A 22,475-nucleotide genomic window follows, 5' to 3' on the forward strand; every position below is an offset into this window, starting at 1 on the left:
GCCGCACGTGCCGGCCACGTGGCGGGGACGACGACAGGCGTGTCGCGTCGGGACTGCCTGCCCGTCCAGAGGGGCTCGACGGCCGCCCACTCGGCCGCCCACCGGCGGGACCGGGTCCGATCGAGCCGGACGAGGTCTGCGGCGGACGGTCGGTAGGGGGCACCGCTCCTCGTCCGGTCCACGCCCGGCCACTGCCGCGCTGCGCACCTCGCAGCACCGGCCGTCGCCGGACCGATCCGTCGGTGCAGGGGCGGCACACCGGCGACCGGGCCGGGTGCCACGCGGACCACGGACCCGGGACCACGGACCCGGGGACCACGGACCCGGGGATCGCGACGCGGGGATCACAGAGCCGAGTCGCGCAGCTCCCGGCCGTGGACGATCAGCGCGTAGATCACCAGGACGTCGATGGTGATGACCAGGATGCTCCAGACGGGATAGGCCGCGATGAACGCCAGGTTCACCAGCGCACTGAGCCCGGCGAGGACCACGCCCACGGCGCGGGCGGCCACGTTGCCGCTGAGCACGCCGACACCGCAGATGACGAGGAGCACGCCCAGGAGCAGGTGGGTCCAGCCCCAGACGGTGTAGTCGACGTCCACCACGAGGCGGGACTCGGTGACGGCGTAGAACCCGTCGTCGAAGATGGCCACGAGGCCTTCGATCGCCTGGAAGGCGCCCAGCATCAGCATCATCACGCTGGCGAACACGACCCAGCCCGTCCAGGCGGTCGGGGCCGGGTCCCTGCCGTAGGCGGGACGGGTGGTGTCCACGTCGGGACGGGACGAGCCTAGGTCGGTCATCGGGGCTCCTCGGGTGCGGTGCGCCGGGTCCCACGCCCGGATCCGGGGCACCGTCGCGCGAGTGCCGCACCGGGGCGTCACTCGTTCTGGGTGAAGCCGTGCGGGAGTGCGGCCGACGCGGCCGGGACGCTCGGAGGAGGTGCCGGGGTCCGGCTGCGTCGGTGCTCGCCGGACGGCTCCGGCGCCCGCGCGCGGCGGGCCAGGCCGAGCTGCACCGCACCGACGACCAGTCTCGCGATCAGGCCGACCACGACCAGCCCGACCACCATCTGGATCGTCACAAGGACCCGGGCCAGCTCGCTGACGGGAGCGATGTCCCCGAAACCGACCGTGGAGAAGACGGTGACGGTGAAGTAGATGCCGTCGGTGCGGTCGAGCGGCTCGGTGAAGGCCCCGGGCTGCTGGGCGGCGATGACGCCGTAGGTCGAGGCGAAGGCCAGGAGCAGCAGCGGCAGTCCCACGGCCAGCGCGCGGATCGCCCGCAGCCTCGGCTCGTCCGACCGGACGATGCTGCGGAGCTGGAACGCCACGAACACCGAGAAGAGCACCAGGGACGCGACGAACACCGCTCCGGTGACCCAGTCCAGCGGCCGGTCCAGCGGTGCGTGGTAGTAGGCCACGAGCAGGAGGATCGACGCGGCTGCTGAGGACAGCAGGGTCGTGACGACCGCCCGGCCGCCCGGTCTCAGGCTTCCGGGCTCACCGGCCACCGCGCACCTCCCCTCACCTCACCGCACCCTCCGGTGCCCGGTCCCGCCGCGCATCCCCCGGGACGGGTGGGCGGGGGGCCCGCCCGCCGCTCATCCCCGACGGGCGATGGCCCGGGCGGGCCGGTCGGCCAGGGTCGGGAGGCTGCACCCGGCACATGGCGGCGGACGAGCTCGCGAGGCCCGGCCGCACCTCGCCATCCGGGACCCGGACCGATCGATCTCCGACGAGGGACATCCGATGGCGACCACGACCCCGGCACGGCGGAAGCACACCACCCGAGCGGCGCCCGAGACGACCCGTGAACAGCGTGTGGCCCGAGGGAAGGCGGCGCGGGCGGAGGTGCCGCGCGCCAGCCACGCCGACTTCACCGCCGGCGCGGACCGCACCGATCCGCTGGCCCTGCTCGAGGGCCAGGGGCTCACCCGGGTCCCGGAACTGCTGCCCATCCGGTACGGGCGGATGGCCTCCTCGGCGTTCGCCTTCTTCCGCGGTGCGGCACTGCCGATGGCGAGCGACCTGGCGCGGACGCCCCGGACCGGGCTCACCGTCCAGGCGTGCGGGGACGCGCACCTGGCGAACTTCGGGCTGTTCGCCTCACCCGAGCGGACCCTCGTGTTCGACGTCAACGACTTCGACGAGACACTGCCCGGCCCCTGGGAGTGGGACGTCAAGCGGTTGGCCACCAGTCTGGAGATCGCCGGGCGGGCCAACGGCTACCCGGACAAGACCCGGTCCGGCATCGTGCTCGCCTCGGTCGCCGCCTACCGGCGGGCGATGCGGGCCTTCGCCGGCATGGACGCCCTCGACGTCTGGTACGCCCGTGCCGACGCCGACCGGCTCGAGGCGCTCACCTCGGTGTCGCTGCGCGGCCGCCAGCGCAAGGTGCTGGCCCGGGCCAGCGCCAAGGCCCAGACCAAGGACAACCTGGGCTCGCTCGGTCGCTTCGCCACGGTCGACAGCGGAGTGACCCGGTTGAACGCCGAGCCGCCACTGGTCGTCCCGCTGCGGGACCTCGTCGACGATCCCGTCGAGGCCGAGAGGGCCGAGCGCGGACTCCACGGACTCATCCGTGCCTACGGGGAGAGCCTGGAACCCGAGCGCCGGGTGCTGCTCGACCGGTTCCGGCAGGTCGACATCGCCCGCAAGGTCGTCGGCGTCGGCAGCGTGGGGACGCGGTCGTGGATGGTGCTCCTGCTCGAGGACGGCCGGCACCCGCTGTTCCTGCAGGCCAAGGAGGCCGGCCCGTCGGTGCTGGAGGCCTTCGTCGGCGCCAGCGAGTACGACAACTGCGGGCAGCGCGTGGTCGTCGGGCAGCGGCTGATGCAGGCGGTCAGCGACATCTTCCTCGGCTGGGTGCGGGTCGAGGGCATCGACGGCCAGAGGCGGGACTTCTACGTACGGCAGTTGCGCGACTGGAAGGGCTCGGCGGACATCGAGACCATGATCCCGGAGGGGATGCGGGCCTACGGCGAGGTCTGCGGCTGGACGCTCGCCCGCGCGCACGCCCGGTCCGGGGACCGCGTCGCGATCGCGGCCTACCTCGGTGGGAGCGCCGCCTTCGACGTGGCCGTCGGGGAGTTCGCCCGGTCCTACGCGGACCAGACCGAGCGGGACCACCAGGCGCTCCTGACCGCCATCTCGGCGGGCCGGATCCCCGCCGAGACCGGGGTCTGACCCGGACGGGCACGCAGGCGGGCCGGGGACTCGCATCGAGGAGGTCCCGGCCGGCGTGAGGCTCCCGGTGAGGTCGTCGACGGGCGCACGTCCCGGGCGTCCGCGACGGCCCCGGCAACGCGCCGGGACGGCGGGCTGCACGCGCTCCGTCCCGCCGGCGGCCCTCGGGGACCGGCCGGCGGGACGTGTGCTGTGACGCGATCAGTTCCGGCGGTCGCGACGCCGGCTGACCCGCCGGGCGGTCCGCCGGGCGGTGCGCCGGGCGACCCTGCGTGATGCGAACACGTCGTCCTCCTCTCCGTCGTCGGTGTCCCGCGGTCAGGTGGAGACCGGCGAGCGCTCCAGGCGGTGCAGCTCGGCCGCCTCCTCCGCGCTCACCAGGCCGATCCCGACGAGGTCCAGCGGGCTGATGAACCCGTCGGCCACCCGGAAGCCGCCCGCGCGGACGACCGCGTCGCGCAGACCCACCGCCCAGTGGTGCTCGAGCAGCACCAGCGCGGCGGCCGAGCCGTTCGGGATGTCCCCGAGCACGTCCCAGGCGTCCTCGTCGGAGAAGGCGCCGAGCCCGTCGGCCGCCGCCGCGGCGCCGGCCTCCGCGCCGGCCTCCGCACCCTCCTCGCCGTCGAAGCCCAGGCCGACGAGGGCGCCGACCGTGCTGCCGACCTCGATGGCCTCCTCGTCGGAGAGGTTGCTCAGGTGCATGGCCTCGAGCTCGCCGTCGGGGTCCTTGTAGACCGCCAGGGCGTCGATCACCCGCACGGTGTCGCTCTGCCTCAGCCGCTCGAGCTCGTCGATGATCTCGCCGTGGAAGTCGGGCTGCGGGAACCCGAGCACGACGAGCTGTACAGGTCCGATGGCCATCCTGTCCTCCGTCCTGGTGTCCGGTGACCGGTCCACCCGTCGTCGACGGATGCCGGCGTCCGGAGCGTCGCGTCCCCCGGGCGGCACCACCTCGCCCGCGGGTGATGACCGCGGCCCGGGGACGAGGCAGGGTCCGGACGGGGGGCCGGCGTCTCCCGCTGCCGTCGCCGGTGCCGGTCAGGTGCGCGGTTCCCGCACGGCGGCCACGGCGGCCCCGAGCAGGGCCCCGGTGCCGATGCAGCCGGCGAGGAAGCGCGCCGCGTCCCGGTGCCAACCCGTGATCTCGAGGCCAGCCGCCGGCTGGGGCCCCCGACCGCCGCGGGCGCCCGCCCGCGTGGTCCGCGTCGTCCGGTGCACGGTGTCGTCCATGGACGACACCGTGCACCCGCGGAGCCGCCGGGTGCTCACCCCGGACGGGCGGTCCGGCGCTCACCGGCGGGGTGGTCGACCGGGGACGCGGACGTCGCGTCAGTCGACGTCGCCGTGGTCGTGTGCCGACAGGAACCCCGCGGCGGCGCGGAGGTCGGGCAGCCGCTCGCCCGCGGGGGCGGTGAGCCCGGCCCGGGCGCAGATCGCGCAGGAGCCGACCAGCCGGGCTCCCGCGTACTCGAACGGGGCGGTGGCGCGCCGGATCCGCACCTGGCCGTCGTCGGACTCGTGGCACCCGGAGAAGGCGAGGCTGCGGTCGAGCAGGTCCTCGCCGGAGAGCACCGTCGCCTCCGGCCCGGTCCCCGCCCACGGCGGCCACGACCCGCCCGACCGCTCCTCCAGGACGTCCGTCGCACGCTCGTCCATGGTCCCTCCGCCGTGTCCCGGTGCCCCCGCGGGGTGGTCGCCCTCCGGACCACACCCGAGCACCGCCGGGGTCAGCGTGGCGGACTCCCGGGACGGGCACATCGGACGATCCGTCCCATCCACCAGGGGCGGGTCATCCCTCGAGCAGACCGAGCTCCTGCGCCCGGGCGACGGCGTCGCCGCGCGTGTGGACGCCGAGCTTGCGGTACGTCGACCAGGCCTGGGCCTTCACGGTGTGCCGGGACAGCGACAACCGGCCGGCGATGCCCTCCAGCGTGAGGTGCGTCAGCAGCAGGGGGAGGAGACGCAGCTCCGCCGACGTCAGGGTCGCCGTGTCCGCCCGGGCTGCCCGCAGCGACGCGAGTCGCCCGCGCAGCTCGTCGGCCCGCTTGCCGAGCAGCCCCAGGTCGGGCCGGCGCCGCAGCACGGACTCCGCGTCCTGGAGGAACACGCGTGCCCCACCCGGGTCGTCGAGGCCGAGGGCAACCTCGGCCATCCCCAGCAGCGCCTCGACGGTCAGCCAGGGCAGCGCGTGGGACAGCAGCGGCCGCGCCCGCTGCGCCTCGGCGAGGTGCGTGCGCGCCCGCTGCGGGTCCTGCTGGTGCACCGCCACCCGGGCGGCGAGCGTGGAGGGCAGGACGCTGGTGACGTACCACCCGGCGTGCGTGCGCCGGACGGTCTCGAGCGCCTCCCCGACGAGTTCCCCGGCGCCGCGCCAGTCCCCCTGCCTCGACCGGACCAGGGCACGGTAGGAGAGGACCGTCGCGGAGAGGGGCGGCCGTCGTGTCGCGTCGACGAGCTCGCAGGCGTCGTCGAACCACGCGCCCGCGCCCTCGTCGTCCCCGAGGAGGAGCTGCGCCACCCCGCGGAGGAAGACCCGCAACGGGTGGTCGGGATCCGCGGCCGTCCCGGCGTCCGGGAGCCGGCCGGCCTCCTCGAGGTCGTGCCGCATCCGCTCGACGCCGTCCCGGCACATCGTCGCGCGCACCAACGCCAGCCAGATGCCGAAGCGCTCCGCGTCGTCGCCCGCCGGTCGCCGTGCCGCCCAGCGGTCGGCCAGGTCGGCCCACCGGTCGGCGGCGGCCGGCCGCCCGGTGAGCGCGCACAGGTACGCGGCCTGCGCCGCCATCGCGGGGTGCCGGTCGACCGCACCCCGCCCGTCGACCCACTCGAACCAGCCCATGAGGGTCCCGGACCGGCCGGCCGCGTACATCGGCTGGGCGAGGGCGATCGCGAGCCGCGCGACACGGTCGACGTCCCCGGCCCGCTGCGCGGCGTGGAGGGCCGCCTCGGGACGGCCGTCGGCCTCGAACCAGTCGGCGGCGCGGCGCAGCAACTCGGGAGGGGCGTCCGGTGCGGAGCGGTGCAGCCGCTCCCGGAGGAGGTCGCGGAAGATCGGGTGGTAGCGGTACCAGGTGCCCCGGTCGTCGAGCGGCACGAGGAAGAGGTTCTCCCGGCACAGCCGCTCCAGGTCCGCCGCCGACCCCGAGGTCTCGAGCACCGCGTCGCACAGGTCCCCGGAGAGGCGGTCGAGCACCGACGTCCGGGTCAGGAAGGCGAGGTCCCGCGGAGGGAGCCCGGACAGCAGCTCCTCCTGCAGGTACTCGGCAGCCAGGCGGTCCCCGTCCCCAGCGCCGGGGGTCCCGGACCGTCCGGGCGCCGTGCGGACGAGGGCGGCGAGGTAGAGCCCGGCCGGCCATCCCTCGGTCCGCCGGGCCAGCGCGGCGACCTCGTCGTCGGGGAGGTCGGCGCCCGCGGCCCGCAGCAGCGAGCCCGCCGCCGGGCCGGAGAAGGCGAGGTCGTCGGTCCCGACGTCGACCGCCCGGCCCTCGGCGCGCAGGCGGGCCAGCGGCACCGGCATCGCGCGGCCGGCCAGGGCGGCCTGCGCTCCGCCGCGGGCGTGGCCGACGAGGGTCACCAGCGCGTCGAGGGACGGACCGTCCCGGAGGTGGTGCACGTCGTCGACCACCAGGACGAACGGCCGCGTGGGCCGGGCCAGTGCGGCGCCCAGGCGGGGGACCACGGTCGCCTGCAGGGAGGTGCCCGGCATCCGCAGCGCGTCGAGGACCCCGGCCGGCAGCGGGTGGACCCGGTCGACGGCCACGGCGAGGTGGGTCAGCAGGACGAGGGGGTCGTCGTCGTGCGGGTCGAGCGACAGCCAGGCGAAGGAACGGTCGTCGGCTCCGGACCACTGGGCGAGCAGCGTGGTCTTCCCGTAGCCCGCCGGGGCGACGACGGCGACGGTCGGTGCGCCGCGGGCGTCCCGCAGGCGGGCCAGCAGCGCAGGCCGCGGCACGACGCCGGGACGGACGGTGGGCGGGAAGAGCTTGGACTCCAGGACCTCGACGGGCAGGTCCTGGGACGTGCCGCGGGGGTGCACCGGCGTCACCGCCGGCGCGCCGGCCGGGCAGCCGGCCGCCGGGCTCCAGGACGGGCCGTCAGGGAGCCACCTGTTGCACGGACACCACGTGCAGGCCGAGTGACTGGATCCGCGCGAGGAGCTCGTGCAGCTGCTCGTCCCGGTGCACCAGACCGGAGATGACGGTCTCGGCGGTCACCTCGTCCACGTCCATGTCGGCGAAGGCGCCGCGCGCCCGCGGTGACAGCCGCCCGGTCACCCGGACCTCGTACCGCCGCTCCGGCATGTCGGGCCTCCGTCGCGTCCCGGGTGGGTGGACCCCACGCCGGTCCACCGTCGCCGCAGGGAGCGGCACGCGCCTCACCCCGCCCAGGTGAACCCGTCACGGCAGCAGACCCGCGTCCTGCGCCCGCTGCACGGCCGCTCTCCGGGACGAGACGCCGAGCTTCGCGTAGATGGACCGGATGTGGGTCTTCACCGTGTTGACCGACACCGTGAACTCCTCGGCGATCTCCCGGGCGTTGAGCAGTGACGGCAGCAGGGCCAGGACCGCGAGCTCCCGCTCGCTGAGCAGGACGGGCGGGGCGGACACCAGGGCAGCCCGGGCGGTCGCGAGCTGGGCGGCGAAGCGCCCCGACCCCGGCAGGCCGGCGTCCAGGAGCGCCTGCGTGCACGGCCCGGCCAGGGCGAGCGGCCGGATCGTGCCGAGGACCTCGGCACGCGCGACCGCCGCCGCCAGCGAGGCCCGGCCGGCCGGGCCGTCGCCGGCCTGCAACGCCGACTCGGCGTCCACCAGGTGCGCCTCCACCACGGTCTGGGGGAGGAGGACCGGCGTCGCCGGCTCGTGCAGCGGGGCGACGAGGGCCCGGGCGGCTCCGTACCGCCCTCCGGCCATCTCCTCCCAGGCCTCCAGGAGCCGGATCTCTCCCGCTCCGGGGACCCGCGCGGACAGCCAGGTGGCGATCCGTGCGGCGGCGGTGAGGTTGCCGCTCAGGAGCGCCGCCCGGTGCTCGAGGACGCCCAGGCCGGCCAGCATCGACGGGGGCCCCTGCGTGTCCCCGAAGGCCTCGCGCGCGGCCCGCATCTCGGACAGGCCGGCCGCCCGGTGTCCCTGGTCGGCGAGCGCGGCGCCGTGCACGGCGCGCAGCGTGTACGCGGCCTCCGGCGGCAGCGGGTCCCAGACGCCGAGCACCTCCTCCGTGCGCGCGGCCGCGGACGCCGGGTCACCTCGCAGCAGGTCGGCGTAGGCGAGCATCCCCACCGGCGCCGCCGACCAGTCCGAGGGGTGCCGGCCGTGGCGGGCCGCCACCGCCACGGCCCGGTGCGCCGTCGTCGTCATCTCGCGGAGGTCGCCGCGCATGGCCGCCAGCGTCGCCAGCATCGACAGCGCCTGGACCTCCAGATAGCCCAGGTCGAGCCTGCTCGCCAGCTCGAGAGCCCGCTGCAGCTCGGTCCGGGCACGGTCGACGTCGGCCCCACCCGGGATGCCGAACTCGGCGACCCCGCGGCTGACGTGCAGGAGGGCCGCCATCTCGGGCCCCTCCTGAGCCGCCTCCTCCGCGGTCACGGTCGGCGTCCCGACGTCGAGACCCTGACCGGCGGCGAGGAGCTCGACGCTGGCTCGCAGGGCGTCCAGGCCGGCGTCCGGGGTCTCCGGCCAGGCGCGGCGTGCGCTCTCCAGCTCGGCGGCCGCGGCGGGCAGCGCACGCGCGTCGAGGTGGGTGATCGCCGCGGTCAGGGCCAACCAGGGATCCGTCGTGCGCGGGCTCTGCCCCACGGCCGCCAGCGCACGGCGCAGCGGCCCGAGGTCCCCGGCGAGCAGCAGGGGCACGCCCGCCCCGCGCACGAGCGAGGCGATCAGGTCCCGGTCGCCGGACCGTTCGGCGTGGCGCAGGGCGTGCACGGGCTGGCCTCGGTCGGACCACCAGCGCGCAGTGGCGATCTGCGCTGCGCGGTGGCGCCGGGGCCGTTGCCGGGCCAGGTCGGCGACCAGGTAGGAGCGCAGCAGCGGCTGGATGCGGTAGTGGCCGCGGGAGGTGCGCTCCACCAGCGCCGTCTCCCGGCGGAGCTCGTCGAGGACCAGCTCGGCGTCGGGACGCTGCGACAGCACCGAGGCCAGCGCGGCCGGGAGGGGGGAGCACACGCTGACCTCCCCGAGGAACTCCTGCGTGGCGGGTTCCAGCCGGGAGAGGATCTCGTCGGTCAGGTACTCCGCGACCGAGCGCTCGTCGCCCGAGAAGTCCGTCAGGAACCCCGACGCGTCCTCGGTGCGGCGCAGGGCGAGGGCGGCGAGCCGGAGTCCGGCGGCCCAGCCCTCCGTCCGTGCGTGCAGCGCCGCCACCTGCGCCGGGGTGAGCGCCTGCCCCATCGTCGCCAGGAGGTCGGCGGTCTCGGTGAGCGTGAAGGCGAGGACGTCGGCCCGCAGCTCGTGCACGCGGCCCTCCAGCCGCAGCCGCGGGATCGAGACGGGCGGGTCGGCCCGGCTGGCCAGCACGAACCGCACGCCCGCCGGCCGGAGGCGGATCAACCGGGTGAGGTCGCGCAGCACCTCCCACCCGGTCAGCTCGTGGACGTCGTCGAGCACCAGCGTCACCGGCGTGGGGAGGGCGTCCAGGGTGTCGGCCAGCTCCTCGGTGACGTCCGCCCCGTCAGCGGACCCCGCGAGGCCGGCCAGCCGCAGCAGCCGGGCGTTCCCGGCCGCGGCGGGGAGCACGCGCAGGGAGGCCACCACTGCCGACCACAGCCGCCGGGGGTCGTTGTCGTCGTCGTCCACCCGCACCCACGCCGTCCCGGGGCGGTCGTGGGCCCAGTCGGCCAGCAGCAGCGTCTTCCCCGACCCGGCCGGGGCACTGACCACGGTCACCTGGTCCGGGCCGGCCTCGTCGAGTCGTCGCCGGACCCGTGGACGCGGCAGGAAGTCGGCGGGCAGTTCGGGGACGACTCCCTTGCTCGCGGGGAACCGCAGCGGGGCGTCGAGGGGGAGGAGGGCCATCACCGGGCTCCTCGTCGTCGGTGGAGGTCACCACGAGCCGCGCACCCGGTCCTGACCGGTCGCGCGGCCGGGGATGCCGCCCCCGTGCACCCCGGGATCCCCTCGCTGCCACCGCCACGTGGCGCGCCCGAGCGGCGTCGTGCTCGCCCCGGATCGGCTCCGGGTTCACGTCAGCAACCCCTGTTCGACCGCCGTCAGGACCGCGGTCCGTCGGGTGGACACGCCCAGCTTCCCGTAGATCGCGCGGACGTGGCTCTTGACCGTGTTGATCGACAGGTCGAGTTCCTCGGCGATCTCCCCGAGGTTGCTCAGCGAGAGGAGCTGGACCAGGACGTCCTGCTCACGCGCGCTCAGCCGCGGTCCCGATCGCCGGCGGACGCGCTGCTGGGCGGACAGGCAGCGGAACGCGAAGGCGGACGGATCCCGCACGCCGCCGAGTTGGTCGACCAGCAGGACCCGCAGGCCCTGACCGGCGAGCGCGAAGGGTCGTACGGCGTCCAGCGGCTCGGCCAGGTCGAGAGCGGCCTGCAGTCCCTGCCGCGCGCGCGGACGCTCGTCGAGCCTCAGCGCGGCCCAGACCTCCACGAGCCACGCCTCCACGAGGGTGCAGGGCAGCAGAGGCTCCAGTCCGCCGTCGAGCAGCGGTGCCACCGTCGCACGGGCCTCTCGTACGGCACCTGCGGCGGCCTGCGACCAGGCTCGCACCAGGGCGCGTTCGGCGTCCGCCCGCCCGCCCGCGGCCAGCCGGCCGGCGGACGTCGCGACGGCGGCGGAGGAGCCCACGAGCAGGGCCGCGCGGTGCTCGAGGAGCACCGCGGAGGCGGCCAGCGGCGCGGGGACGGGGAGTCCGCCGAGCTGGGCATGGGCCTCCTGGAGCTCGAGCAGTCCACCGGTCCGGTCGCCGACGTCGACGAGTGCGCCGCCCCGCGCGCTGCGCAGGGCGAACCGGACGACGGGGTCGTGGCCCGCCGGGTCGATCCGCAGCCCGTGGGCGGTGACGTCGAGCACCCGCGCCGGGCAGGCGCGCACCAGGGAGGCGTGGGCCAGCACCGCGTGTGCGCCCGCTGCCCACCAGGAGTCCTGCCACCCGTGGGCGCTCGCCGTCGAGATCGCCGCGGTCGCGGCGGCCGCGGCCCGTGCGTGCGCGCCGGAGGTCGCCGCGGCCGCGCCGATCAGGCAGAGGCACTGCAGCTCGAGGAGCTCGAGGTGCCGTGCCTGCGCGATGGCGAGCGCGGCCTCGAGGTCGTCGAGGAGGGCGGCCGCGTGCGCGGGTCCGTCGTCCGCTCCCGAGCGGATCCCGGCAGCTCCCCGGCCGGCAAGGACCAGTCCCGCCAGCGCCGGGTCTGCGGGGTCGGGCGCAGCCGCGGGGGAGGGGTCCGCGAGCCCCACCATGCAGGAGGTCGCGGTCCTGAAGTGTGCGAGGTCCTCGTCGCCGATCCGCGCGTCGTGCACCGCGGTCCGGCGGACGTCGGCCCGTGCAGCCGGCAGGTCGCCCTTGCCGAGGTCGATCTGTGCTGCCACGAGGGAGAGCCAGGCGTCGGTGGTGGCGTCCGGCTCCACCGCGGTCAGGGCGCGGCGGAGCTCGGCGAGGTCCCCACGCGCCACGAGTTCGGGTGCCCAGTCGTGGACCAGTCCGGTCACGAGGGGGCCGTCGGCCGCCTCGGAGGCATGGCGCAGGGCCTCGACGGGACGGTCGTGTTCCGCCCACCACAGGGCCGCCTGCCGGTGCAGCCGTGCGGTCAGGGCGCCCCCGTGGCGGGAGAGGTCGGCCGCGAGGTACGAGCGCAGGAGCCCGTGCACGCGGAACTCCGTGCGGTGCGGACCGGAGGCGGCGACCAACCCGGTGCTGCGCGCCAGGGCGCCGAGCACGTCGGCGGCGTCGGCCCGACCGGACAGCTCCGCGGCAAGGGCCGCCGGGACGGGATCGGCGATGCTGGTCCGCCGGAGCAGGTCACGGTGCTCGTCCGGGATGTGCGCGAGCACCTCGCCGGTCAGGTAGTCGGCCACCGGCCGGTCGTCCCCGGAGAAGGCGCTCAGGAAGGCGTCGGGTTCGGGTTGGTCCCGCAACCGGAGGAGGGCGAGACGGATCCCCGCGACCCATCCGTCGGTCCGGGACCGGAGCGCGTCCCGCTGTCCGTGGCTGAGCCGCAGCCCGCACCGGCCGGCGAGCGTCGCCGTCTCCTCCGGGGAGAAGGCGAGCTGCTCGCTCCTGAGCTCGCACAGCTGGTCCTCCAGGCGCAACCGCGCCAGGGGCAACGCCGGGTCGGACCGGCCGGCCAGCACCACGTGGACGTTCTCGGGGCGGTGGCGGAGGAACAGGTGCAGACCGTGCAGCACCTGCGCATCGCTGAGGTGGTGGGCGTCGTCGAGGACGAGCCGGATCCGGGTCGGCAGGTCGGCGAGCGCACCGAGCAGGTCGGCCAGGAAGTCCGCGCCCACCGTCGTCCGGGGGACCACGAGCCGGTGCAGCCGGCTGGTCGCGGGTACCGCGGGGCAGGCCCTGAGCGCGGCCAGCACCGCCGCCCAGAGCCGTGGAGCGGCGTTGTCGTCCTCGTCCAGCGCCACCCACGCGGAGGACGCCTCACGCCGCCTGGTCCAGTCGGCCAGCAGGAGCGTCTTGCCGTAGCCGGGGGGCGCGCAGACGAGGGTGAGCGCCCGGCCCTCGCCGGAGTCCAGGGCTGTCACGAGGTCGGGCCGGGACACGAACTCCGGTGGGAGGTCGGGAACGGTCGTCTTGGACCGCGACAGGTGGAGCATCCCCCCTCCTCTACCCGGAGAGTCACGGCGCCGGCGGCCGGGCGACCACAGGCCCACCGAGCGGTGACGTGCCTGCAGGACAGGTCGGGTCGGAGAGCGTGCGGGCCGTCTCCCTCCTCCCGGGCCCCGTGGCTGCCTGACAGCCCTCCGGGCTCGAACTCGGCGGTGGCGCGGGTCGTCCTCGCGTCCTGGTGGTCCGGTTGGTCCGCCCGTCTCGGGGACCAGCCCCGGACGTCGCGGACAGCCCGTCGACCCCACCATGCCGCGACGGACCCCGGCGGCAAGGGCCCAAGGTCACGACCGCAGCAGGGCGGACGACCGCACGGCGCAGGTGCACCGTTCCCGGTCCACCAGGACGAGGGTCGTCCGTCACACCGGTACCCTGGGGCGACCGCGCGGGATGCGACTCACCCCGTTCGGGTGAACGGCGCGTCGCCGCGCTGCCGGCACGTCCACCGGCAAGCAGATCCTGTTCGCGTTCGCGACCCTCAGTTCGTGCAGCAGTTCGGCGAGGTCGCGGTCGAGCAGCCGGCCGACGGTCTGGCCCCGCGACTCCGCCGCGCGGACCGCGGGGGCGGCGTCCAGGAGCCCGCCCGCCACCGCCCCGCCGGGCTCAGGGGGCGGGGCCTCCTGGACGCGCCCGGGTCCCTCAGCCTCGGCCGGCGACCTTCCCGGGGCGCCGCCCCTCCTGCCGCGGGCCGGGAGCGCTCCGCGCCTGTTCGCCAGGGGTGGGCGGGCAGGTCGCGGCAGGGTCCAGGGCGGCCGCGACCGCTGCGGTCAGGGTGCCCCGGAGAGCGGCGTCGCGCCGTGGTCCCGGCAGTGCCGTCAGCGCGGTGATCGAGGCGTTCAGGCGGCGCTGGACCGGTCCTCGGCGGACCAGCGGGTCCAGCTCCCGGGCGAGAGCGGCGAGCGGGCCGGTGCCCGTGAGGCGGACGTACCTCCGCTCAGCGCGGCGCAGGTGCCGGGCCAGGACCGCCGGGTCGTCTGCGGCGGCGTCGGCCGTGCGTACGGTCGCGCGGACGACGGCCGCGGTGCGGCGGGCATCAGCGAGGCGCCCGATCGAGGCCAGCGTCGGAGCGAAGGCGGTGAGCAGCGGCCGGCCGTCGTCGGTGGAGGCGTCGTTCACGAGCCGGGCCAGCGCGGCCAGGGTGGGGTCCGTGCAGGGCGGGTGGTCGCCGAAGGTCGTCCCGGCGATGACGGAGACGTACTCCATGAGGCAGGCACCCTGCTCCGGGTCCAGGTGGGATCCCGCCTGGAGCTGAGGGAGCCCGTCGGGGACGACGGGGCGGTTCGTCCTGTCCATGAGCGCACCACCGGTTCCGGTCAGTGGGTGACGACGGCGGGCGCCCGCGGTGCGGGCACGCCGGCGGCTGGAGCCTCGCGGGACGCGCCGGGCCCGACGTCCCCCGGAGTGGGTGAGCCGCCGCTGCGGGCTGCGCCGGGACCGGGCGGCTCCGGGCGACGGGCCGCCCGGTGCGGGACGCCACGGGGCACTGCCGCGTGGGGACACAGTCGGCCGGGCGACCCGTTCGCGCACGCCCGCGCCGTCCCGGTCCCGGGACGGGACACCGGCGGCGCGCGCGGCTCGGGGCCCTCGTCCTCGCAGGGTGATGTGACCCCGATCCGAGGGCCCGCACGCTGCACTCTCGCCGCTGCGGCACCTCACGGTGCGGCGCGGGGGTGCAGCCGGGAGAGGGGCACGGGACGTCGGTCGTCGTCGTCCTCCGCGTCCCGGACGGGCCGCTCCCGTCCTCCCGGGGCGACGAGGCCGACATCGACGGGAAGGTCCTGGTCGGCGGATCGGAGGGCGCGGTCCATGGACGTGTCGCTGATCGTGGTCCTGGTCGTGGTGACCGCGCTGGCCTTCGACTTCACGAACGGGTTCCACGACACCGCCAACGCCATGGCGACGTCGATCGCGACGGGGGCGTTCACGCCGAGGACCGCCGTGACGATCGCCGCCTGCCTGAACGTGGCCGGGGCCTTCCTGTCGGTCCAGGTGGCGAAGACGATCTCGGGCGGGCTGGTCGACGAGACGCTCATCGACCCGGTCGTGATCTTCGCCGGGTTGATCGGGGCGATCCTGTGGAACCTGCTGACGTGGCTGCTCGGGCTGCCGTCCAGTTCGTCGCACGCGCTCTTCGGTGGCCTGATCGGCGCCACCTGGGTGGCAGGCGGGGTCGGCGCGATCGACTTCGACGCGGTCGTGAACAAGATCGTCCTCCCCGCGCTGCTGGCCCCCGTGGTGGCCGCGGTGATCGCGGTGATCGCGACGTACCTGGCCCACCGGGCCACCGCCAGGGCCCGGCCCGGGGTCGTCCGCCGGGGCTTCACGGTCGGCCAGCGGGTGTCGGCCTCGATGGTGGCCCTCGCCCACGGCACCAACGACGCGCAGAAGACCATGGGCGTGATCACGCTGACCCTGATCACCGCGGGACTGGTCGCGCCGGGCTCGCCGCCGCCGTTCTGGGTCGTCCTCGCGGCCGGGCTGGCCATCGGGCTGGGCACCTACATGGGTGGCTGGCGCATCATCCGGACGCTCGGCAAGCGGGTCAGCGACATCCACGTCGTCCAGGGCTTCACCGCCGAGACCACCAGCACGGCGGTCATCCTGTCCTCGACCCACCTCGGGTTGCCGCTGTCCACCACCCAGGTCTGCACCGGCTCCATCTTCGGAGCGGGTGCGGGTCGTCGGCTGGCGTCCGTGCACTGGGGAGTGGCCGGGCGGATCGTGCTCGCCTGGGGCTTCACCCTGCCGTCGGCGGCGCTGGTGGGTGCGGCGGCCTCGTGGCTGGCGGCGACCGGCACCGTGGGCGTGGTCGTCGTCGCGGTGAGCGGGGCCGCCCTCGCCGCGGGGATGTACGCCGCGTCGCGGCGCGACCCGGTCACCGCGGCCAACGTCAACGACGTCCCGCGACCGGAGGCCGCCGACGTCCCCGTCGGCCTGGCAGCCTGAGCGACGAGGGAGGGCCGTCCCGTGCACATCGACTGGGGCACGCTCGCCGCGATCGCGGCCGTGGCGACCGCCGCCACCGTGACCGTCGTCATGCTGGTCGCGTTCGCGGTGGTCGGGTTGTCCGGCCCCTCGCGGAGGCGGGTCGACGGTCCCGGCGACGACGGCGGTGCGTCCGACACGCACTCCGCCGCCGGCACGGCCGTCGCCGTGCTCTGCCTCCTCGCCGCCGGGTCGATCGTCGGCTACGGCCTGTACCTGATCGTCGCCTGAGCCGGTGCACCCGTCGTCCTCGGGGACGGGACCGCGTGGTGGGCCCACCCGCTCGGACCGGCCGCGGGCGCGGTCGTCGCCGTGGGCTTCGCCGTCGTGCTGCGGGGTCCCGGTGGAGGTCACAGAGGGAGGGACGCGGCCCGGGGGACGCGGGGCGAGGACTGGCACCCGGGCCCCGGCGGCGACGGCTCGACCGCTGCCCCCGCCTGAGGTGACCGCTCGCCGGACCCGGCCGTCAGGACGGTGGGTGCCGAGTCGCCCGTCCCGCGCCGCCTGCCCGGCGGACCCCACCGCCGGGGAGCGCAGCCCGACACCGTCGACGACGCCCGGTACAGGGAGCCGCCCGCCCGGTCGCACCACCTGATCACAGGCAGTACGGGCACCCCGTGCCCCTGCGGGCGACCGTCCGGAGGCAGCGGAGCAACGCGTCCCGACCGGCCTCCTTCGGCACGAGGGCGTCGGCGCCGGCGAGTGCGGTCTGGCGTCGTGCGCGGGAGTCGCCGGTCAGCAGGACGATCTGGACCTCCCTCTCGGCCGCCTTCAGGGCCCGTGTGACGGCGAGGCCATCCGTGGTCGGCAGCGACCAGTCCATGCACACCACGTGCGGACGCAGCCGTGCCGCGGCCTCCACGACCTGTGAGCCGTTCTGGCACTCGCCCACGACGCTGAGGTCGGCTTCGCCGGCGAACATCTCGTTCAGCCTCAGCCGGGCCAGCGGATGGTCGTCGACGACGAGCACGCGGATGTCGTCCGAGGCGTCGTGGACCTGTTGCGGGCCGGCCGAGAGCTGCCGGCGGTGCAGTTGGTCGCCGACCTCTCGGACAGCCGCGGTGGCGAGCTCGACGAGCCGGGGCGACCGCCCCTCCTCGCCCAGGATGTCCGCCCACGCACCAGCCACGAGCGCCGCGGCCACCCGAGGGTCGGCGAGCCCGTAAGCCGCCGCCGTGTCGAGGACCGCGTCCTCGAGGAGAGCCATCTGCTCGACGTCATCCGGCGTGTCGGGGGCGGAGATCTGGACCTGGTCCACCCGCAGCAGGCAGCCACCGGCGCAGTCGACCGCGACCGGCTCCCCGTCCAGCCAGCCGACGGCCACGAGTCCTCCGCAGTTCGGGCAGTCCGCCCAGCTGACCTGCTCAGTCGCGTCCATCGTCGCGCGCTCCACTGCCGTGTCGGTGGCGGGGCGGAGGGGCGCCTGGCATCTCGTCGAGATCGCCGCCGATCGTGAGGTGGACCAACGATAGCCCGACGCCAGGCCCGGAGACGGCGGGCTCCGCGGCGGTCGGCAGCGAGGGCGGGCACGCGAGCACGTCCGACTCACGGTCGCCGAGCCGGACGGCGGGGGCGCCCGCGACCACCCCGGCGCGGGCGGCCGCCACGCCGGCGGCGATCGGGCCGCTTCCTGGAGAGGTCCGGGCGGGTGTCGCGTCGGGTCAGCGACGGGACGACCCTCCACCGCCGTCCCGCTCCGCCAGCGTCTGCCGGGGGAGCGGGACCGGCGCCGTGCTCGGGGGAGCGTCCGCGCCGGTCGACGTCGCGACCGCTCGGGGCGCCAGGCGCGCCGAGGCGACGTAGGACACCGTGACGGCGACGATGACCAGGGGCATGACGGTGACCCCGTCGGCGCCGAGCATGAGGGTCGCCAGCAGCACCGAGGTGAGCGGCAGCTGCAGCATCGCGGCGCAGGTGGCGGCGAGCCCCATCGCGATGGCCGGGGTCACCGGCAGGCCCGGCAGGTGCGAGAGCGCGATCCCGCCGACAGCTCCGAGGAAGACGGCCGGGAACGTGGGACCGCCGCGGAAGGCGACCAGCGAGCCCGCGTAGGCCAGCGACTTGCACAGCAGCAGCAGGAGCAGGGCGCCCACGGTGTAGTCCGCCCGGGCGTCGACCAGCCCGGGCAGCTGGTCCTCACCCGAGAACAGCACGTCGGTCACGTCGTGACCGGTGAGCTGCGCGTAGCCGATGGCCAGCCCGGCGACCGCCAGGCCGACCAGGGGGGCGGCGAGGAGCACGCGTCGCTCGACCGGTGCCCGCAGCGGCGTGGCGAGGTGGCGGATCGCCGCCACGAGGACGGCGGCGGCCACCCCGATGCCGAGGGCCCAGGCGAACTGCGCGAGGTCGGGTCGCGGGAACGGGGGCAGGCCGGGCAGCGCGAAGGAGAAGACGCCCTCCCCGGTCCAGTCGTCCAGGCCGATGAACACCAGCGAGCCGATGCCGGAGGCGAGCAGCCCGGGCAGCAGGAGGGGCCGCAGCATCGGGCCGCCGATGCCGGCGGCCTCCATGAGGAGGAACGCGCCGGCGAGGGGGGACCCGAACAGGGCGCTGATGGCCGCGAAGCTCCCGGTTGCGGCGATCAGGGCGAGCGCCTGTGCGGGGACCGGCCGGCGGGTCAGCCGGACGGCCGCCGCGGCGAGGCCGCCACCGATCGCGATCAGCGGCGCCTCCGGACCGACGACGGCACCGAGGCCCAGGCTGGCGACCGCGGCGACCGCGATGCCGAGCAGCGGCAGGGGAGCGGGTGCGCCACCTCCGGGGCGGAAGCCGTCGAGGGGGGACTCCCCACCGCGGCCCGGGACGTGGCGGACGACGAGCCCGACCAGCAGACCGGCTGCCCCGAGCAGCGGTACCGGCCACCACACCGGGACGGGGTCCAGGTCCAGGGCCTCCGGCAGACCGGTGTAGAGCCAGTCGCCGAGCCCGCTCGTGAGCACGAGGAACCAGTACGCCACGGCGGAGATCGGCACCCCCAGCACGGCGGCGATCACGAGCAGCCGCAGGTACTGGGGACTGCGCAGCATGGTGGCCGGGTCGGCGGGTTCTGCCGGTGGTCCGGGGCCGTCGGTCCCTGGCGTGGTCATGGTGCGCACCTGCCGCTCTCGTCCGTTGCCGACAGCACCACTCCCGCGTGCCCGGCGCGGTGGACCCGTGCCCGGGGCTCCGCGGCCGGCATCCGGAGGTGCGGCAGTCCGGGGAACGCCTCCGGCCGGTGACTGGTGACGATCGCCGTGCGACCCGCCGTGCTCCGGACGACGTCGGCGCAGACGCGCTCGGCGGTCGCCGTGTCCAGGTGCGCGGTGGGTTCGTCGAGCACCAGCAGCGGTCGCGCTGCGAGCAGCGCCCGGGCCAGGCCGATCCGCTGCCGTTCCCCGCCGGAGACGGCGCCGCCGTGCCGTCCGACCGCGGTGTCCAGGCCCTCGGGCAACCCCGCGAGCCAGTCGCCCAGGCCGGCGCGGCGCAGCGCCGCCACGATCCGGTCGTCCGCGGCGTCCGGCCGGGCGAGGCGCAGGTTGTCCCGGAGTGTGCTGTCGAACAGGTGCGGTGCGGGACCGCACCAGGCGATCCGGCTGCGCACGTCGTCAGCCAGGACCCCGCGGGTGTCCACGTCGTCCATGAGCACCCGGCCGGCCCGCGGGTCCAGCGTGCGCAGCAGCGCGGCGAGCACCGTGCTCTTCCCGGAGCCGGTGGGGCCGGTGAGGACCAGGGCGCCGCCGGCCGGCACGCGGAGGTCCACCTCGTCGACGGCGTCCTGCGAGGCCCCCGGCCACCGGACGGCGAGCCCCTGGGTGGCCATCGTGCGGCCGGGGGACGCCGGCCGCGGGTCGGCGGCGTCGACGACCGGTGGCCGGGCCGCCTCCAGCGCGGCGAGCCGGTCGGCGGCCGGCAGCGCGGTCGACCACCGGCGGGCGGCCTCCGGGAGACCGGCGACCAGCTCCGCGGCCGCGAGGGGGGTGAGTGCCAGGACGGCGAGCGCGGGCCCCTCCAGCGAGCCGGCGCGCAGGGCGGCGACCCCGAGCGCGGTGCAGGCCACGGCCGCCCCGCCGATGCCCAGGACGGATGCCGCCGCCCCGAGCCCGGCGGCCCCCGCCGCCCGACGGCGCAGCGCGCCCAGCCTCGCGTCGACGGCGGCCAGCGCGGTCCGCCGGCGGGTCGCGGTCCCGAAGGCGAGGAGGTCCGGCGCCGCGTCCAGCAGCTCGACGACGTCGGCCACCACGACCCCGGTGAGCTCCGCGGTCCGCCGGCCCGGCGAGCGGGCGACCCGGAGCGTGAGGAGCGGCGCGAGCACCCCGGCGCAGAGCAGGCCCGCGGCCAGGGCCGGACCGGCCCCGGGCACCAGCAGGCCCAGACCGATCACCGCGCCGACCCCGGCGATCGCGGCGGACGCCGCGGGCACGAACGCGCGCACGACCAGGTCCTGCTGGGCGTCGACGTCACCGACCAGCCGGGCCAGCAGGTCCCCGGAGCGCAGCCGCCCGGTGGCGGCGGGACCCAGCCGGACGAGCGCGCGCCACAGCCGCACCCGCAGGGTGGCGAGGATCCGCAACGCGGCGTCGTGCGAGGCCAGCCGCTCCCCGTAGCGCAGCCCGGCCTTGGCCAGGGCGAACGTGCGCACCCCGACGATCGCCACCACGAGGGACAGCACGGGCGGTTGCAGCGCCGCGGACGAGATCAACCACGCCGACGTGGCGGCCAGGGCCAGCGTGGAGCCGAGCGCGCCGGTTCCGGCGAGCACGGCGACGGCGAGCCGGCCCCGGTGCGGGCGGAGGGCAGGCAGCAGGGCCCGCAGGCCGGAGGACGCCGTCCCGGCTCTGCCGGCTGCTGCAGGGAGGGTGGCTCCTCGTGCCGGTTCGGGGACCGCTGCCTCCGGCTCGTCCGGTTCCGCGGAGTCGGGTGCCCGGGTTCCCGGTGACGGCAGCGCGACCACCCGGTCGCACACCCCGAGGACGGCGGAGCGATGGCTCACCAGCACGACCGTGCGTCCGGCCAGCGCCGCGGGCAGCGTGCGCAGCACCGTGGCCTCGGTCTCGCCGTCGAGGCCCTCGGTGGGCTCGTCCAGCAGCAGCAGCGGCCGGTCGGCGAGCAGCGCCCGGGCGAGCGCCACCCGGCGCTGCTGCCCCGTGGAGAGCCCCAGGCCCCGCTCCTGCACCCGGGTCCCGAGCGGTAGTTCGAGCGCCGCGGCCGCGGCGGCGGCGGCGAGCCGCTCCGGAGCGGCGTCGGGTGCGGCCAGCCGCAGGTTGTCGGCGATGGTCCCCCGGACCAGCGCCGGTCGTTGCGGCACCCAGGCGACCTGCTGCAGCCAGGCCGCGCGGTCCACCGTCGCCAGGTCGACCCCGTCGACGGTCACCCGGCCTCCGTCCGGCCGGCGCCAGCCCAGCAGCAGGTCCAGCAGGGTCGACTTGCCGGCGCCGCTGGCTCCGGTCAGCCCGAGGACCTGCCCCGGCGCGATGGTCAGGGACACGTGGTCGAGCACCGGGCCGCCCCGGCCGTCGACGGTGACCGCCTCCAGCTGCAACGGACCCGCGGCCGGGTGGGGTGCGCGGCCGCCGGCCCGGGCGGGAACGGGGAGGTCCAGGATGCCGAAGACCTGCTCGGCGGCGGCCGCGCCCTCGGCGTTGTCGTGGTACCCCGCCGACACCGCCCGCAGGGGCAGGAACACCTCCGGCGCGAGCACGATGACCAGCAGACCGGTGGCCAGGTCCAGGTCGCCGGCGACCAGTCGCAGACCCACGGACACGGCCACGAGGGCGACCGACAGGCTCGCCAGCAGCTCCAGGGTGAGCGCGGACAGGAACGCCACCCGCAGGGTGCGCATCGTCTGGACCCGGTGCCGCTCCGACACGGCGGCGATCCGGCGTTCCTGGCCGCGGGCCCGGCCGAAGGCGGTGAGGACGTCGAGACCGGCGACGACGTCGAGGAAGTGCGCGGCGAGGACGGTGAGCGTCCGCCACTGGCGGCCGACGCGCTGCTTCGTGTGCAGGCCGATCAGGACCATGAAGACGGGCACCAGCGGAACGGTCACCGCCAGCAGGAGGGCGGAGAGCCAGTCCGCGGTGAGGATCCAGCAGCCGACGACGAGGGGGACGACGACGGCGACGATCCGCTGCGGCAGGTACCGGCCGGCGTAGCCGTCCAGGGCGTCCACCCCACGGCCGGTGAGTGCGGCCAGCCGTCCCGTCGGCGGCAGTCCCGGGTGTCGCGGGCCGAGCAGCAGGACGTGGTCGAGCAGCAGGGCCCGCACCTGCGTCACGACCAGCGCCCCTGCGCGGGAGGCGGCCGCCTCCTGGGCCCAGCCGAGCACGGCGCGGGCCACGACCACGGCGGCGAGGGCGGTCAGGGCGGGCGTCAGCGCCGAGAGCCCGGCGTCGCCCAGGAACGCCCGGGAGACCAGGTCCGCGAGCAGCCAGGCCTGGGCCACGACCAGCAGTGCCGCGATGATCGAGAGCCCGGCGGTCACCCGGACCGCCTGCCTGGCGGCGGGGACGAGCCGCACGAGCCGCCGCGCCGCCCCGTTCATCGTCTGCG

At 76.3% G+C, this 22,475-nt stretch carries 16 protein-coding genes; 3 read left to right on the plus strand and 13 right to left on the minus strand.

Annotation, left to right across the window (positions count from 1 at the left end):
- Positions 1-344: 344 nt before the first annotated feature.
- Both ACI780_RS07155 and ACI780_RS07160 read right to left on the minus strand, forming a co-directional pair.
- The gene (locus ACI780_RS07155) at positions 345-803 is read right to left on the minus strand and encodes a DUF7144 family membrane protein (RefSeq protein ID WP_457001832.1); all 459 of its coding nucleotides are present in this window, start codon (positions 801-803) and stop codon (positions 345-347) included.
- 77 nt (positions 804-880) lie between these two features.
- Positions 881-1,423, minus strand: a complete 543-nt coding sequence (locus tag ACI780_RS07160) for a potassium channel family protein (protein ID WP_456870847.1) — start codon at positions 1,421-1,423, stop codon at positions 881-883.
- A 430-nt stretch (positions 1,424-1,853) separates the two neighbouring features.
- Here ACI780_RS07160 and ACI780_RS07165 point away from each other — a divergent pair, with 430 nt between their 5' ends.
- Positions 1,854-3,188: a DUF2252 domain-containing protein gene (locus tag ACI780_RS07165; protein WP_457001835.1), complete on the plus strand. Its 1,335-nt coding sequence runs from the start codon at positions 1,854-1,856 to the stop codon at positions 3,186-3,188.
- Positions 3,189-3,506: 318 nt separating this feature from the next.
- Here the strand turns inward: ACI780_RS07165 and ACI780_RS07170 are convergent, their stop codons facing one another.
- The 8 genes from ACI780_RS07170 to ACI780_RS07205 form a co-directional block, all read right to left on the minus strand.
- Positions 3,507-4,049, minus strand: coding sequence for a hypothetical protein (locus ACI780_RS07170; protein WP_457001837.1), 543 nt, complete (start codon positions 4,047-4,049; stop codon positions 3,507-3,509).
- A 177-nt stretch (positions 4,050-4,226) separates the two neighbouring features.
- Positions 4,227-4,418: a hypothetical protein gene (locus tag ACI780_RS07175; RefSeq protein ID WP_456870850.1), complete on the minus strand. Its 192-nt coding sequence runs from the start codon at positions 4,416-4,418 to the stop codon at positions 4,227-4,229.
- Between the two features lie 99 nt (positions 4,419-4,517).
- Positions 4,518-4,844 carry a hypothetical protein gene (locus ACI780_RS07180; RefSeq protein ID WP_456870851.1) on the minus strand — a complete coding sequence of 109 codons (327 nt, stop codon included), beginning with the start codon at positions 4,842-4,844 and terminating at the stop codon, positions 4,518-4,520.
- A 133-nt stretch (positions 4,845-4,977) separates the two neighbouring features.
- Complete coding sequence (locus ACI780_RS07185; RefSeq protein ID WP_457001839.1) at positions 4,978-7,224, minus strand: LuxR C-terminal-related transcriptional regulator; 2,247 nt, start codon at positions 7,222-7,224, stop codon at positions 4,978-4,980.
- A 58-nt stretch (positions 7,225-7,282) separates the two neighbouring features.
- On the minus strand, positions 7,283-7,489 hold the full coding sequence (locus ACI780_RS07190; protein ID WP_456870853.1) for a hypothetical protein: 207 nt from the start codon (positions 7,487-7,489) through the stop codon (positions 7,283-7,285).
- A gap of 96 nt (positions 7,490-7,585) precedes the next feature.
- Entirely contained in the window at positions 7,586-10,195 is a 2,610-nt protein-coding gene (locus tag ACI780_RS07195; RefSeq protein WP_457001841.1) for a LuxR C-terminal-related transcriptional regulator, read from the minus strand.
- Between the two features lie 165 nt (positions 10,196-10,360).
- Positions 10,361-12,952 (minus strand): LuxR C-terminal-related transcriptional regulator, encoded by a 2,592-nt coding sequence (locus ACI780_RS07200; protein ID WP_457001843.1) that lies wholly within the window; start codon positions 12,950-12,952, stop codon positions 10,361-10,363.
- A gap of 649 nt (positions 12,953-13,601) precedes the next feature.
- Positions 13,602-14,165 (minus strand): hypothetical protein, encoded by a 564-nt coding sequence (locus tag ACI780_RS07205; RefSeq protein WP_456870857.1) that lies wholly within the window; start codon positions 14,163-14,165, stop codon positions 13,602-13,604.
- A 603-nt stretch (positions 14,166-14,768) separates the two neighbouring features.
- On the opposite strand from ACI780_RS07205, the gene ACI780_RS07210 reads away from it, so the two are divergent.
- A complete protein-coding gene (locus ACI780_RS07210; protein WP_456870858.1) occupies positions 14,769-15,908 on the plus strand; it encodes an anion permease in 1,140 nt (379 codons plus the stop codon).
- Between the two features lie 21 nt (positions 15,909-15,929).
- The gene (locus tag ACI780_RS07215) at positions 15,930-16,178 is read left to right on the plus strand and encodes a hypothetical protein (protein ID WP_456870859.1); all 249 of its coding nucleotides are present in this window, start codon (positions 15,930-15,932) and stop codon (positions 16,176-16,178) included.
- A gap of 364 nt (positions 16,179-16,542) precedes the next feature.
- On the opposite strand, the gene ACI780_RS07220 is transcribed toward ACI780_RS07215, so the two are convergent.
- The 3 genes from ACI780_RS07220 to cydD form a co-directional block, all read right to left on the minus strand.
- Positions 16,543-17,271 carry a response regulator gene (locus ACI780_RS07220; protein ID WP_457001846.1) on the minus strand — a complete coding sequence of 243 codons (729 nt, stop codon included), beginning with the start codon at positions 17,269-17,271 and terminating at the stop codon, positions 16,543-16,545.
- Between the two features lie 337 nt (positions 17,272-17,608).
- Positions 17,609-19,033 carry a chloride channel protein gene (locus ACI780_RS07225; protein WP_457001848.1) on the minus strand — a complete coding sequence of 475 codons (1,425 nt, stop codon included), beginning with the start codon at positions 19,031-19,033 and terminating at the stop codon, positions 17,609-17,611.
- Positions 19,030-22,467, minus strand: a complete 3,438-nt coding sequence (gene cydD / locus ACI780_RS07230) for a thiol reductant ABC exporter subunit CydD (protein ID WP_457001850.1) — start codon at positions 22,465-22,467, stop codon at positions 19,030-19,032. Before cydD ends, ACI780_RS07225 begins: the two co-directional genes overlap by 4 nt.
- Between the last annotated feature and the right edge of the window lie 8 nt (positions 22,468-22,475).

Source organism: Geodermatophilus sp. SYSU D00814, from assembly GCF_054050055.1.